Origin of the sequence: Pseudoalteromonas sp. SWXJ133 (assembly GCF_015864365.1) — a bacterium.
Classification (GTDB): domain Bacteria; phylum Pseudomonadota; class Gammaproteobacteria; order Enterobacterales; family Alteromonadaceae; genus Pseudoalteromonas; species Pseudoalteromonas arctica.
Window position 1 is genome coordinate 153,764 of record NZ_JADYXJ010000007.1, and the last position, 12,490, is coordinate 166,253.

General features: G+C 39.0%; 11 protein-coding genes and 1 other RNA gene. 6 read left to right on the forward strand and 6 right to left on the reverse strand.

Annotation, left to right across the window (positions count from 1 at the left end):
* Nucleotides 1-36: 36 nt before the first annotated feature.
* Both ggt and I6F40_RS07705 read right to left on the reverse strand, forming a co-directional pair.
* A complete protein-coding gene (gene ggt / locus I6F40_RS07700) occupies nucleotides 37-1,710 on the reverse strand; it encodes a gamma-glutamyltransferase (RefSeq protein WP_197192715.1) in 1,674 nt (557 codons plus the stop codon).
* Nucleotides 1,711-1,785: 75 nt separating this feature from the next.
* Entirely contained in the window at nucleotides 1,786-2,223 is a 438-nt protein-coding gene (locus I6F40_RS07705) for a GNAT family N-acetyltransferase (RefSeq protein ID WP_166376777.1), read from the reverse strand.
* 51 nt (nucleotides 2,224-2,274) lie between these two features.
* Between I6F40_RS07705 and I6F40_RS07710 the strand changes: the two genes are divergently transcribed.
* On the forward strand, nucleotides 2,275-2,640 hold the full coding sequence (locus I6F40_RS07710; protein ID WP_166376778.1) for a hypothetical protein: 366 nt from the start codon (nucleotides 2,275-2,277) through the stop codon (nucleotides 2,638-2,640).
* 103 nt (nucleotides 2,641-2,743) lie between these two features.
* On the opposite strand, the gene fabB is transcribed toward I6F40_RS07710, so the two are convergent.
* Entirely contained in the window at nucleotides 2,744-3,955 is a 1,212-nt protein-coding gene (gene fabB, locus I6F40_RS07715; RefSeq protein WP_166376779.1) for a beta-ketoacyl-ACP synthase I, read from the reverse strand.
* 178 nt (nucleotides 3,956-4,133) lie between these two features.
* On the opposite strand from fabB, the gene mnmC reads away from it, so the two are divergent.
* Complete coding sequence (mnmC, locus tag I6F40_RS07720) at nucleotides 4,134-6,143, forward strand: bifunctional tRNA (5-methylaminomethyl-2-thiouridine)(34)-methyltransferase MnmD/FAD-dependent 5-carboxymethylaminomethyl-2-thiouridine(34) oxidoreductase MnmC (RefSeq protein ID WP_166376780.1); 2,010 nt, start codon at nucleotides 4,134-4,136, stop codon at nucleotides 6,141-6,143.
* Nucleotides 6,144-6,485: 342 nt separating this feature from the next.
* A complete protein-coding gene (locus I6F40_RS07725; protein ID WP_166376781.1) occupies nucleotides 6,486-7,121 on the forward strand; it encodes an NAD(P)-binding oxidoreductase in 636 nt (211 codons plus the stop codon).
* A gap of 179 nt (nucleotides 7,122-7,300) precedes the next feature.
* On the opposite strand, the gene I6F40_RS07730 is transcribed toward I6F40_RS07725, so the two are convergent.
* Entirely contained in the window at nucleotides 7,301-8,059 is a 759-nt protein-coding gene (locus I6F40_RS07730) for a sulfite exporter TauE/SafE family protein (RefSeq protein WP_166376782.1), read from the reverse strand.
* Between the two features lie 184 nt (nucleotides 8,060-8,243).
* Between I6F40_RS07730 and I6F40_RS07735 the strand changes: the two genes are divergently transcribed.
* Entirely contained in the window at nucleotides 8,244-9,248 is a 1,005-nt protein-coding gene (locus I6F40_RS07735; RefSeq protein ID WP_166376783.1) for a YHYH protein, read from the forward strand.
* Between the two features lie 35 nt (nucleotides 9,249-9,283).
* A complete protein-coding gene (locus I6F40_RS07740) occupies nucleotides 9,284-9,580 on the forward strand; it encodes a hypothetical protein (protein ID WP_166376784.1) in 297 nt (98 codons plus the stop codon).
* Between the two features lie 485 nt (nucleotides 9,581-10,065).
* Here the strand turns inward: I6F40_RS07740 and ssrA are convergent.
* Both ssrA and rnt read right to left on the reverse strand, forming a co-directional pair.
* Nucleotides 10,066-10,422, reverse strand: a transfer-messenger RNA (tmRNA) gene (gene ssrA, locus I6F40_RS07745).
* A gap of 297 nt (nucleotides 10,423-10,719) precedes the next feature.
* Nucleotides 10,720-11,406 (reverse strand): ribonuclease T, encoded by a 687-nt coding sequence (gene rnt, locus I6F40_RS07750; protein WP_166376785.1) that lies wholly within the window; start codon nucleotides 11,404-11,406, stop codon nucleotides 10,720-10,722.
* Between the two features lie 202 nt (nucleotides 11,407-11,608).
* On the opposite strand from rnt, the gene I6F40_RS07755 reads away from it, so the two are divergent.
* Nucleotides 11,609-12,487, forward strand: coding sequence for a flagellar protein MotY (locus tag I6F40_RS07755; RefSeq protein WP_010554639.1), 879 nt, complete (start codon nucleotides 11,609-11,611; stop codon nucleotides 12,485-12,487).
* The last annotated feature ends 3 nt before the right edge of the window (nucleotides 12,488-12,490 follow it).

The following is a 12,490-nucleotide window of genomic DNA, read 5'->3' on the forward strand; positions in this document are numbered from 1 at the left end:
TTAAACACCGCGCTTTTTAGCGCGGTGTTTTTTTATTTAAAAAACAATTGATTTACCGCGCCCTGATGCTTCAGAAGCAGCATCTAATTGCCCATTTTTATTAATAATAACGTGTAAGTCACCAAAGTGTCTCTCGTCTATGGTGTAACCCATTTTTGTAAGCTCTGCTTTCACGCTATCGGTTAAACCTATGTGCGTTCTAATTATATTTTTAGGCCACAATTGATGATGAAAACGAGGGCTATTTACAACCTGCTCTGCACTCATATCAAACTCTATCGCATTTAAGATAGATTCGTACACAGAGCTAATAATGGTTGTGCCACCAGGCGAGCCTGTCACCATTTTAACGGTGTTGTCTTTAAGTAATATTGTAGGTGTCATAGAACTCAACATACGCTTGTGTGGCTGTATTTCATTAGCTTTACCGCCTATTGCACCAAACACATTCATAACGCCTGGTTTGGCGCTAAAGTCGTCCATTTCATCATTTAAAATAAACCCCGCACCTTCAACAACGACACCGCTACCAAACCCTAAGTTTATTGTGGTGGTATTTGCTACAGCGTTACCCATTTTATCAACGATTGAAAAGTGCGTAGTTTGCTCACTTTCTTTAAGGCCCGGTTTAATATTTTCGGTAGTCGAGATAGCGGTCAACGAAATGCCATTACTGCGCTCTTTGAGGTAATTAATATTAGTTAACGCGTTTACTGGTACATCAAAAAAATCAGGATCGCCTAAATACTCTGCTCTATCTGCAAATACACGTTTACCTATTTCAGAAAGTAAGTGCACATACTGAGTCGAGTTATGCGCTAAGCCTGCATCTGGTTTTTGTAACTCATACATTTTGAGCCACTGTAAAATAGCAATACCACCTGAACTCGGCGGTGGCGAAGTAAGTACTTCATAGCCATTCCAACTTGCTTTAATGGGTGTACGTGATTTAGCGGTATAATTTTTTAAATCATCTTGATTAATAATACCACCATGCAGATGCATAAATTTAGCAATAATATTTGCAGTTTCGCCTTTATAAAATCCATCTTGGCCGTTATCACGAATACGCTTTAGCGTTGCCGCTAACTCTGGTTGCTTAAAGACTTTATTGGCTTTTACATCAGCAAAATATTTTTCAAAGTTTACATTTATTTTTTGCTCTTTTAGATGAGCTATATAATGGCTAACACCTTTTGCTAACTTAGGCGGAACTACAAACCCTTGCTCAGCCAACGTTACAGCAGGCTGTACTAGTGCTTCCCACTTTAAAGTGCCATGCTTTTGATGGGCAAGCCACATACCCGCTACACTGCCAGGTACACCGCTTGCGTGAATGCCATATATTGATTTGTTTGCAATAACATTACCTTGCTCATCTAAATACATATCACGATGAGCCGCTGTTGGCGCTGTTTCGCGATAATCTATAAAATCGCCTTTGCCATCTTTTTGAATAAGCATAAATCCCCCGCCGCCAATATTTCCAGCTTCAGGAAGCGTCACTGCAAGTACAAATTGTGCCGTAATAGCCGCATCAACAGCATTACCGCCTTGCTCTAATATACTTTTAGCAGCATCGGCACTGAACGAGTCAGGCATTGCGACCGCGCTTTGCGCTAAAGGTTCTGCTGCGAGATTAAACACGCTTAGCTGTAAAATAAATAAACTTTTAGCAATAAACTTGCTTCTAGAGAAAAATAGTCCCATGGAACATCCTTAATTTATTGTTTATGGCAATCTGTATTGATATTTTCTGATACGAAATAACGTTCACACGCTCTATTAATCTATGCTCTTTGAATAATGTACTGAAGCTACATCAGCACCTTGTTCTTTTTGTGTGTAGTTTTTAACAAATTGCATGCCTAACTTTTCCATAACCTTTATAGAGGCTAGGTTATTTTTATTAGCCGTCGCACTGATTTTTTTTACATCTTGTTGCTTAGTTATCTCATTAAACATGGCACAGGCAGCTTCTGTCGCATAGCCATTGCCCCAGCTTTCTTGTTTTAATCGCCAACCAATTTCTATATCACTAAAATCAGGTAATTCACTAAATAAATCCATTGGTTTTACAATTATATAGCCAATAAAAATATTACTTTTTTTTATTGTTACTTCCCATAATCCCCAATACGTTTGCTCATATAATTGTGAGCCTGTATCTTTATGCATTAATTTTAAATTTAATCGTTCTGTTCCGAGTGTGTTCATTTTCATTGTTGTATAGTCCGCCACGAATTAATTATCAGTCTCTAAAGGGGATAGCACATGAATAAATTAGCAGGTTTAGCTTTATTAGGCACTTTAATTACGTTAACTGGTTGTGAAGATGCCAACGAAGTAAAAGAAGATGCAAAAGATAAAAGCGCACAAATGCAAGAAAAGCTTGGTGATGCATGGAACGACGTTAAAGAGACAACTAACGATCTTAAAAATGATGAGTCTTTAAACGAGCTATTAGAGCAAAGTAAAACAATGGGCTTAGACATGTACGACGACGGCAAAGAGATTGCGGTTGATGCGTGGATTAAAAGCAAAGAAGCTGCTGGCGAGTTAACTGAAAAAACTAAGCACAAAGCGCAAGAAATTGCTGACGAAATTGAGCAAGCACGTAAAGAACATAACGAAGGTTAATTTAACTTTCGATAATAAAAAAGGAAAGCCTCGGCTTTCCTTTTTTGTTTTAAGCTATTTAGCCCAGATATGTGTTTACATATTTAGGGCTTATAAGCTCAAATTAACCTTTGTACTTACTCATAACTAAAGTCGCGTTTGTGCCACCAAAGCCAAAGCTATTAGACATTACAGTATTTAACTCAACATCACGACGCTCAGTAATAATATCTAAACCTGCCGCTTGCTCATCTAGCTCATCAATATTAATTGAAGGCGCTACAAAGCTGTGCTCTAGCATCAATACTGAGAAGATAGCTTCGTGAACACCTGCAGCACCGAGGGCATGACCCGTCATTGCTTTAGTTGCGCTGATCATTGGTGACTTACCACCAAACACTTCTTGAATCGCACCAAGCTCTTTAACGTCGCCTACAGGTGTAGATGTACCATGCGTGTTTAGGTAATCAATGCTGTCTACATCTTGCATAGCTTGGCGCATACAACGTGCTGCACCTTCGCCAGATGGAGCAACCATGTCGTAGCCATCTGATGTTGCACCGTAGCCAACAATTTCAGCGTAAATGTGCGCGCCACGTGCAAGTGCATGTTCAAGTTCTTCAACTACAACAATACCGCCGCCGCCAGATATAACAAAACCATCGCGATTTGCATCGTATGTACGAGACGCTTTTTCTGGTGTTTCGTTGTACTTAGTAGAAAGTGCGCCCATAGCGTCAAATTCCATTGCCAATGTCCAGTGTAGTTCTTCACCGCCACCAGCAAAAACAACATCTTGCTTACCTAATTGAATTTGTTCTACTGCATTACCAATACAATGCGCAGATGTTGCACATGCAGAGCTAATTGAGTAGTTAACACCTTTAATTTTAAAGGGTGTTGCTAAACAAGCAGATGTAGTGCTCGCCATAGTACGTGGCACCATATAAGGCCCTACACGTTTTACGCCTTTTTCACGTAAAATATCAGCAGCTTCTACCTGCCATTTAGACGAACCACCGCCAGAACCAACAATAATACCCGTGCGCTCATTTGATACTTGGTCGTCAGACAAACCTGAGTCTTCAATTGCTTGAGTCATCGAAATATAAGAATATGCAGCAGCATCGCCCATAAAGCGCATTGCTTTGCGGTCAACATGTGCTTTAACGTCAATATCAATTTTACCCGATACGTTACTACGTAACTTGTAATCGGCAAATTCTTGGTTAAAAGCGATGCCGCTTTTGCCCGTTTTTAACGATTCTAATACTTCTTCTTTGTTGTTACCAATGCTTGATACAACACCGATACCTGTAATTACAGCTCTTCTCATGGGTAATTCCCTTAGCTTAATACTTAATTGCATTCTATTTTACGCGAATTTAATCACCTAAGTGGTCAGCTTTCTAGCGTACACTTGTACTCTGAACTGCTAGCTTATAAATAACGCCAGACTATTACAAAGAAAACCCGTAAAATAATTAAAAATATATCTATAAATTTAAAAAATTATGATTAAGAACGCACATAGTCACATTAATAATTTAGGTACACCTTTGACTAATGACTCCGGTGATATTTATTTTTCTAATGACGATGGCTTAGCTCAATCGCATTATGTGTACTATGAGCAAAATAATATAGATGTACGATTACAAAATCATGACCAATCACATTTTGTTATTGCCGAAACCGGTTTTGGCACCGGTTTAAACTTTTTAAATACGTGGCAACGCTTTAAAGACCACCTTGAGCGGATGCAAGTTCAAAATGAATGTGAAAAAAGCGTAAAACGCCTACACTATATTTCGTTTGAAAAGTATCCCTTAACATTAACAGACTTAAAACAAGCATTAACCGCTTGGCCTACCTTAAGTTATTTTAGTGAGCAATTAACAGTAAACTACCCAATTAATTTAGAAGGATGCCACCGGCTCGAATTTAATAATGGCAATGTTGTTCTCGATTTATACTTTGGTGATGCGCTTGAATCAATACAAGCAATGAGCTACCCGCAAACAGGAATTGTTGATGCTTGGTATTTAAATGGGCTTGAGCCAAGTGAAAATCCTGATATGTGGCAGCAAAGTTTATTTAACTCCATGGCTAATATAACAAGAGCTAATGCAACCTTATCGACTTTTACTGCCGCTGACTTTGTTCAACGAGGATTAATAGAGGCTGGCTTTAGTACTAAAAAAGCCAAAGATTTTAATCAAAAAGAAGATATGCTTACTGGCCAACTTAAACATGTTAATAACGCTCAATCAACCCCCGCTTATTTTAATCAAGATAGCAGTACTTTAAAAAATGTAGCGGTCATTGGCGGTGGTATTGCCAGTAGCTGTATTTTATACAGCTTGGCTAAACGTGGCATAACCAGCCAATTATTTTGCCAAGATGAAAAGCCTGCAATGGGGGCTTCGCACAATGTGCAAGGCGCTATTTACCCTCACCTACAAGCTAAAAACTCGCCGCACAGCGAATTGTTTGCACATAGCTTTTTATACGCCAAACGCCTATATAACAACTTACTTAGCAGTGGTTTTAATTTTGATTACGATTGGTGCGGCGTATTACAACACGCAGTGAAAAAACCTCTCGCTGATAAGCACGAAAACTTAGCACAAAAGCAACTGTGGCCAACCCAGCTAATGCGTAACGTAACCGCAGAGCAAGGCGATGAAATAGCCGGCGTAACAACAGGTTATTCAGGCGTGTTTTTTGAACAAGGCGGCTGGGTTAACCCGCCACAATTAGTAAACGCTATGCTTAGCGCTGCAAATAGCATAAACCCATTTAAAAGCGTATTTAACTGCGATATAAAACAGCTTAAAAAAACTGACAACGGTTGGTTTTTATTAACGAATGATGAGCTGTTAGGCCCGTTTAGCGATGTAATTATTTGTGCAGGTGAGCACAGCGATGCATTTGAGCAAACAAAAGCGCTACCTATAGTAGGCGTACGCGGTCAGGTTTCACATATTGAGGCAAGTGAGCAATCACGCAAACTTAAAACAGTGCTATGCCATAAAGGCTATTTTACACCGGCTTATTTAGATCATCACTGTATGGGTGCCACGTTTGAAAAAAACACTAAAAGCCGCCAAGTTACCGAGCTAGACAACCTAACTAATAAAGAACAGTTACTTAGTTTTTACGACCAAAGTGAATTTGCCGCCACCCTTGGCAATATAACCTCAGCAAAAGCGGCTGTTCGCTGCACATTTATAGATCACCTACCAATAGCTGGGCAATGGTGTGAGCAAAGTGATTATACAATGGCTTTTGCTAATCTACGTTTAGGTAAACGCTACCAATATGAGCAACTCAATAAGCCACAACAAGGCCTACATATTTTTACCGGTTTTGGCGCACGCGCGTTGTGTAGCGCACCACTAAGTGCAGACCACCTCGTAAGTTGTTTAAATAACGAACCCCGCCCATTAAGCGAACGTGTAAGCCAAGCTATTCATCCTGCACGATTTATAGTGCGAGACTTAATTCGTAATAAAATTTAAGCAACAGCGGTGCTTTTTGGTAGGTTAAAAACATCGCTCAAAAAATTATAATTAAAAGCATTCCCGACAAAAACGCTACACCACCTAAAAATATAACTGCCAAAAAGTATTGTTAACTTACACCATCACGATAGTATGTAAAAAGCATAACAGCCAAATAAAAACTCTAAAAAACACACCAAAAGCAGTTAATTTTAATACTCAGTTAAGCATCGCACTTTAATTAAAGTATTTTTTGAAATTAGCTCATTTAAACTCTTTTTTACCCTTTAAAAATAATCCTCTACCCCAAGGTCTGTTTGTAAGCACATTACTTTTACTATTTATTGGAAGGAGTTAATTATGAGTAAGACCCTAATTATTGGCGCAAGCGGACAAATAGGTAAAATGGCAACTGAGCTACTTTTAGAAAATGAGCAAAATGTTGTGGCATTAGTGCGCGACAAAAATAAGTTAAGCGATTTAAACAGCTCTTTTTTAACTATTGTTAAGCAAGATCTTGAAGGCGATTTTGGTGACGCAATGAAAGGCTGTGACCAAGTGATTTTTGCTGCTGGTTCTGGCGGAAGTACAGGCGATGATAAAACTGTACTTATTGATTTATGGGCTGCAACAAAAGCAGCTACATTCGCTAAAGAGCACGGCGTTAATCACTTTATTATGGTCAGTTCGATTGGTGCTGACGATCCAGATTCGATTCAAGGTGATTTAAAACCTTACTTAGTTGCTAAGCACATGGCTGACGAGCATTTAATAAATAGTGGTTTAAATTATACCATTGTTCGCCCTGGTACACTGACTGACGATAGTGCTTCAATGCAAGTAACTACGCAGCGACCAAGTGATCGTTCAAAAGCCAAAGTTAGCCGCGAAAACGTAGCTAATGCATTATTACATATTGCGACCAACTCATTTATTAGTAACCGCATTTTTGAGTTGTTTGATGGCGACAAGCCAATTAAAGCCGCTGTTAAATAAGCTTTAATACCAATTTAATTAAACGTATGAACAATTATTACAAAGAATATGTAATTCATCGATAAGGCAAAAAATTACAGCGTAGTCGCTCTATATTAGTAACTTTTTGACGCAGTGAATTATTTAATCCGCTTAAATAATTTATGTTTAATAAAATTAAATTTACTCCACTAAGCAAATTAGTGGAGTAACATTTTTATACCTTGCCAACCTAGTTGCAGCGTTAATAACGTTAAAATCACCCTAAAAATACGCTTGAATTTATCCCCAGACATGCTTTTAAATAGTTTAATTCCGAACCAAGTTCCTACAGCACCACTTATTATCATAGCAATTACAAGCGGTATCCATTGCCAAAAACTAAAGCCAACAGCACCATAAATTATCGCTTTTAATAAATGCTGCACACTCATAATGCTCGAAAACGTTGCCGTAAATTTTAACTTTTCGTAATTATTTATATATAAACAGCTACCAACTAATGGGCCACTTGCCCCCACAAACATAGAAATAAAAGTAGTTATGCCACCGGCGACCATACGCCACACCTTAGAGGTTAATTTTATAGGTGGCGTTTTACCCCACAGTAAATAAATAACAAAAATAGCGACGACTAACTTCATAGCATCAAGTGATATATCATCAATTACAAAACTTGATAACCCCGCCCCTACTAAGCCGCCTAACGCAAAATATACAAACATGCTTTTATCAATATGCCTAAAGCTGAGTAAAAACCTATTTGCATTAGAGCCAAGCTGTACTAAACCATGCACAGGCACAACAACTGCCATTGGCATAAACGACGCCATAACAACAAGCAGCATTAATCCACCACCAGCACCAAATGCAGCAGATATAAAAGAAGTAAAGCCAGCGGTGATCATTAACAATAAAAACAAAAATAAAGACATGCTGTCGGGAAATAAAAAATCCATAAAACTCCACTGCCTATTTAAGTACTTTTAAGTCGCAGTATTTAAACAATAAAAGGTACTAAGCACATTTATAGCAACTTTATCAGCTTCTATCTCGTGCTATGTACTATGTTGCGTTGTTTTTGCACTTTGTTTGCACATTTAACAAATATTATACATTCAACTTCATTACCGGATATTTTTGATGAGAAGATTTAACACACCAACTTTGACACCGCTTGCAGTGTGTATATTTGCACTGGGTTTAGCTGCCTGTAACGGTAGCGATGCTGAAAGTACCGTCGTAACTGAAACAACCACCGATGAGGGAACTACAACAGATACTTCAACCGATTTTGTTGTAGAAGTTGACCCTTTTAACTTTGAAAGCGATGCACTCATTTCATCAATTACCACTCAAACATGTACGCTAAGTAATGGCGATGAAGCCTCATGCTACAAAATTGATATTGCCGGTGCGCCTTCAAATTACGAGATTGGTGTATTTTGCCCTCAAAATATCACCTCAACAGCAGACGAAGCCGGTATTTGGTTTGATGGCACCGGTGAGGTTTACGATATAACCGGCGACTTTATTTTAAATCTACCTACATTATATAACGATAGTCATTGGCAGCTATACGACGAAGGTACAGGCCTTGTAAATGTAACCGACACACAAGAATCGTGTGATGGCGCTGCACGTCCAAATGTAGAAGAACAATACCAAAACCACTGCGTAGAATGCTCTATTGATTATGTTGATGGCGGTATATCAGAATCATTTTTAATTCCAATAACGCCTGTTGCAACCACTCAAAATAGCAGTATTGGTAACGCCAATGTAGGTGTTGCTCTCAATGGTGTTGTACTTGCTGCACCCGCGCCTGTTGAGGCTATTTTAGGCGCATACACTATTGCAGCCTTTGATGATTGCGCTGGCCATATTAACTTAGTAGCAGGTTATCACTACCATGGTGAAGCAGGTTGTAGCCAAACACAAATTCAATCAGACGGTCATGCCGCCATGATGGGTTATGCACTCGATGGATTTGGTATCTTTGGCATGCTTAACGAAAATGGATTAGAACCCACTGATTTAGACGAATGTAGAGGCCACACCGACGATACACGCGGATACCACTACCATGCAGCCGATGTATCTGAAAACATGTTTATTGGTTGTTTTAAAGGTGCTACCGCAAGATAACTCGTATTCTAGCTAAATAATTAACTGAGATACTAATGAAAATATTTAACGTGATAAAAGCACTAACCACTGGCTTTTTACTTGCTGCCTCATGCTCAGCGCTAAGTCATGCAGGCCACGGCTCAAATGCGCCTTGGGAAGCATGTGAAGCAAAAGCCATTAATGAAGATTGCAGCTACACAAGCCATGATAAAAAAGCGACAGGCACATGCCAAGCAATGAACAAAGTACTTATGTGCGTTCGAAATAAACCACCTGAAACATTAATAGACAAAGCAATCCAACCAGCAAGTGATCAAAAGCAATCTGTAAAATCACTCGCTAAAAGATAAAGTAACAGCTACACGCCAAAGCCTTAACGCTGTTTGTTAGGGCTTTTTTAATCAAAAATTATTGAAAAGTGTAATCCTTATCTGTCGAATTAGTTTCATATAGCAAACAATACAACAATCAAAAAACTTGGATAATGACACATACAATGAGATCACTCAAAATACTGTCCTGCCAAAGTGCAGTGGATAAATGCTGTTGATTGGATTAGCCAAATCCATATTAGACAACATCAAAACACACAAGCCATAAACACCACTGCCAATGCAGTTTAGGTGAATAAAGCCAATACTTAATTTAACTTCATAATAAGCATACTGTCGTTATTTTGTATTTTAATAATTGTCATAAAAGTGAAGTTACGTGCTATAGCTATAAGAGAATCTCAACTTTCACTTTATGAATTCCATAAAAAAACCCGCAAATTTGGGTTAACAAATTTGCGGGTTTCTTATGGTTTTCGAATAACGAGTTCAAAAACCTTTATTGGTGGAGCTGGGGGGATTTGAACCCCCGTCCGAAAAGCCTCGACCGTCGGTACTACATGTTTAGTATTGTCATTTAATTAACCTTTAAGTCCCGGACAAACACGGTAAGTAAAGGCGAGGCCGCTTAGTTTTAGCGCTTCAACCCCGGCCAGGGTTTCCGTCGCGATCAGGTGTTAGGGTGACACTCCAAAATCCAGTCCACAAGAATACATGGAAGGAGCGCTAGCCAGCCTAAGCTGCTAGAGAGTAGTTATCGTCGTTTGCGATTACTTTAGGTTGCGGCTGTTTAACGAGGCAAACCGCACCTCGACATGCACCTTGGGCTTCTTGAATTCCGTCGAATCCTAATCAGCCCCTGAATTAGTAACTCAATTCAGAGCGTACAAACAGTATAACCGAGTAAAGTACTGATACTCAAGGCCTAGTAACGGTTTATTTTAATTGCATGCATCAATCGTACGTTAAACAACCGAAAATCACTTATCAAACAAAAATAGTCCAATTACTTGCCTGTCAGTCGCTATTTAAAAGTAAAATACTAATGCACTTTGATACGGAGCTTAGAATAGCGAAGGGTTCTAAACAATTTTCGCGTATTTATCCGCCCCACCTAGTTAAGCTAACTGAGGGTAAAATTACTCAGACGTTTTAGTTTATTCGTTATTTTGTGTCTCAGTTTCAACTTCGGCATTAGCGTCGCAATCGTCGGTTGGCGCTAATGGCCAACCACCTAATTGCTGCCAGCGGTTTACTATTAAACAATAAAGCTCAGCTGTACGTTCTGTGTCGTAAAGCGCAGAGTGCGCTTGGCTGTTGTCAAACTCGATACCTGCCGCTCTACATGCTTTTGCTAATACAGTTTGCCCTAACGCTAAACCTGCTAAAGATGTTGTATCGAAGCTTACAAACGGATGAAATGGCGTACGCTTAATGTTGTTACGCTCTATTGCTGCATTTAAAAAGCCATGATCGAATGCAGCATTATGCGCCACAATAACTGAGCGTTGGCACCCAGCGGCTTTTTGCGCTTTGCGTACTACTTTACATATTTCTTTAATTACTTCACCTTCAGGCACTGCGCCACGTAATGGTGAAAACGGGTCTATACCGTTAAAGTCGATGGCTGCTTGTTCTATATTAGCGCCTTCGAATGGCTGAACATGAAAATGAACAGTATGATCTATGCTGAGCAATCCTTCGTCATCCATTTTTAAAACAGAGGCTGCTATTTCTAATAAGGCATCTGTTTCTTTGTTAAAACCTGCAGTTTCAACATCAATAACAACAGGAAAAAATCCACGAAAGCGTTTTGCGAAAGGTGTTTGCTCAGTATTTGCCATAGTCTTCTTTGTTTATACGTGTAAGCTGACTATTATGTCAAAATTGATGCCCCCTAGGCTAGGGGATTTAAGTATTTATTGCTTTAAAATTGTAGGCACATAACTTGCTTTAACTTATGAGTTAGTTATATAGAGAACAAACTAATCATTGCAGTCGTTAATTTGCCAAATTATTGGCATTCCCGGATAGCTGGAGAGCACCATGAAGTATAAGTTGTTATTTATTAGCCTTAGTATAAGTGCAGTGCTTTGCAGTACTCACTCGCAAGCTGCTATGCGCCAATATACAGCAACCCAAGACAACTCCAACTGGGAAGTCGTTAAAACAACGCGCTTACAATGCCAATTAAATCATGAGGTTCCTTATTACGGTGAAGCTATTTTTAAAGCTTCAGCAAGTAAAAATAAAAACTTAACGTTTAATTTAGATATGGTTGTTCGCCCAGATAACTACGCAATTGCAGGTTTAAAAGCAGTGCCACCTACATGGCGTGCAGGATTGCCCGCTCGCGATATTGCAAACATGAAATTACTTAAAAAGTTTGATGGCGAGCTAGGCAATAAAACAGCATGGGAAATGCTTACCGAGCTTGAAAAAGGCTACTACCCTACTTTTTATTATCAAGACTGGCAAAACAGTGCCGATAAAATTGCCGTTGGTATATCGAGCGTAAACTTTAAACAAGCTTACTGGGCTTTTTTACAGTGCCGCGATGAACTACTCCCTTACAGCTTTGAAGATATTTCGTTTACTGTAATGAACTATCAATCTAACAGCAGTAAATTAACTAAATCGTCGCAACAACGTCTTGATAAAATTGCTGAGTATTTAAAAAATGATGCAAGCATAGAGTCTATTAGTATTGACTCATACACTGATAGCTATGGCGGACGCTGGAATAACTTAGATTTATCGCGCAAGCGCGCCAAAACTATAAAAGATTATATGGTGAGCTTGGGTGTTGATGAAGCCAAAGTACAAACAACCGGTTTGGGCGAAAAACGCTTTGTTGATAATAACGATAACATTTTAAGCCGAGACAAAAACCGTCGTTTAATTATTCAAATAGAAAAAATGTAGTAA

What these genes read in the sequence shown, in the direction of transcription:
- ggt (WP_197192715.1), bottom strand. Translation starts at nt 1,710, where the DNA reads ATGGGACTATTTTTCTCTAGAAGCAAGTTTATTGCTAAAAGTTTATTT.
- I6F40_RS07705 (WP_166376777.1), bottom strand. Translation starts at nt 2,223, where the DNA reads ATGAAAATGAACACACTCGGAACAGAACGATTAAATTTAAAATTAATG.
- I6F40_RS07710 (WP_166376778.1), top strand. Translation starts at nt 2,275, where the DNA reads ATGAATAAATTAGCAGGTTTAGCTTTATTAGGCACTTTAATTACGTTA.
- fabB (WP_166376779.1), bottom strand. Translation starts at nt 3,955, where the DNA reads ATGAGAAGAGCTGTAATTACAGGTATCGGTGTTGTATCAAGCATTGGT.
- mnmC (WP_166376780.1), top strand. Translation starts at nt 4,134, where the DNA reads ATGATTAAGAACGCACATAGTCACATTAATAATTTAGGTACACCTTTG.
- I6F40_RS07725 (WP_166376781.1), top strand. Translation starts at nt 6,486, where the DNA reads ATGAGTAAGACCCTAATTATTGGCGCAAGCGGACAAATAGGTAAAATG.
- I6F40_RS07730 (WP_166376782.1), bottom strand. Translation starts at nt 8,059, where the DNA reads ATGGATTTTTTATTTCCCGACAGCATGTCTTTATTTTTGTTTTTATTG.
- I6F40_RS07735 (WP_166376783.1), top strand. Translation starts at nt 8,244, where the DNA reads ATGAGAAGATTTAACACACCAACTTTGACACCGCTTGCAGTGTGTATA.
- I6F40_RS07740 (WP_166376784.1), top strand. Translation starts at nt 9,284, where the DNA reads ATGAAAATATTTAACGTGATAAAAGCACTAACCACTGGCTTTTTACTT.
- rnt (WP_166376785.1), bottom strand. Translation starts at nt 11,406, where the DNA reads ATGGCAAATACTGAGCAAACACCTTTCGCAAAACGCTTTCGTGGATTT.
- I6F40_RS07755 (WP_010554639.1), top strand. Translation starts at nt 11,609, where the DNA reads ATGAAGTATAAGTTGTTATTTATTAGCCTTAGTATAAGTGCAGTGCTT.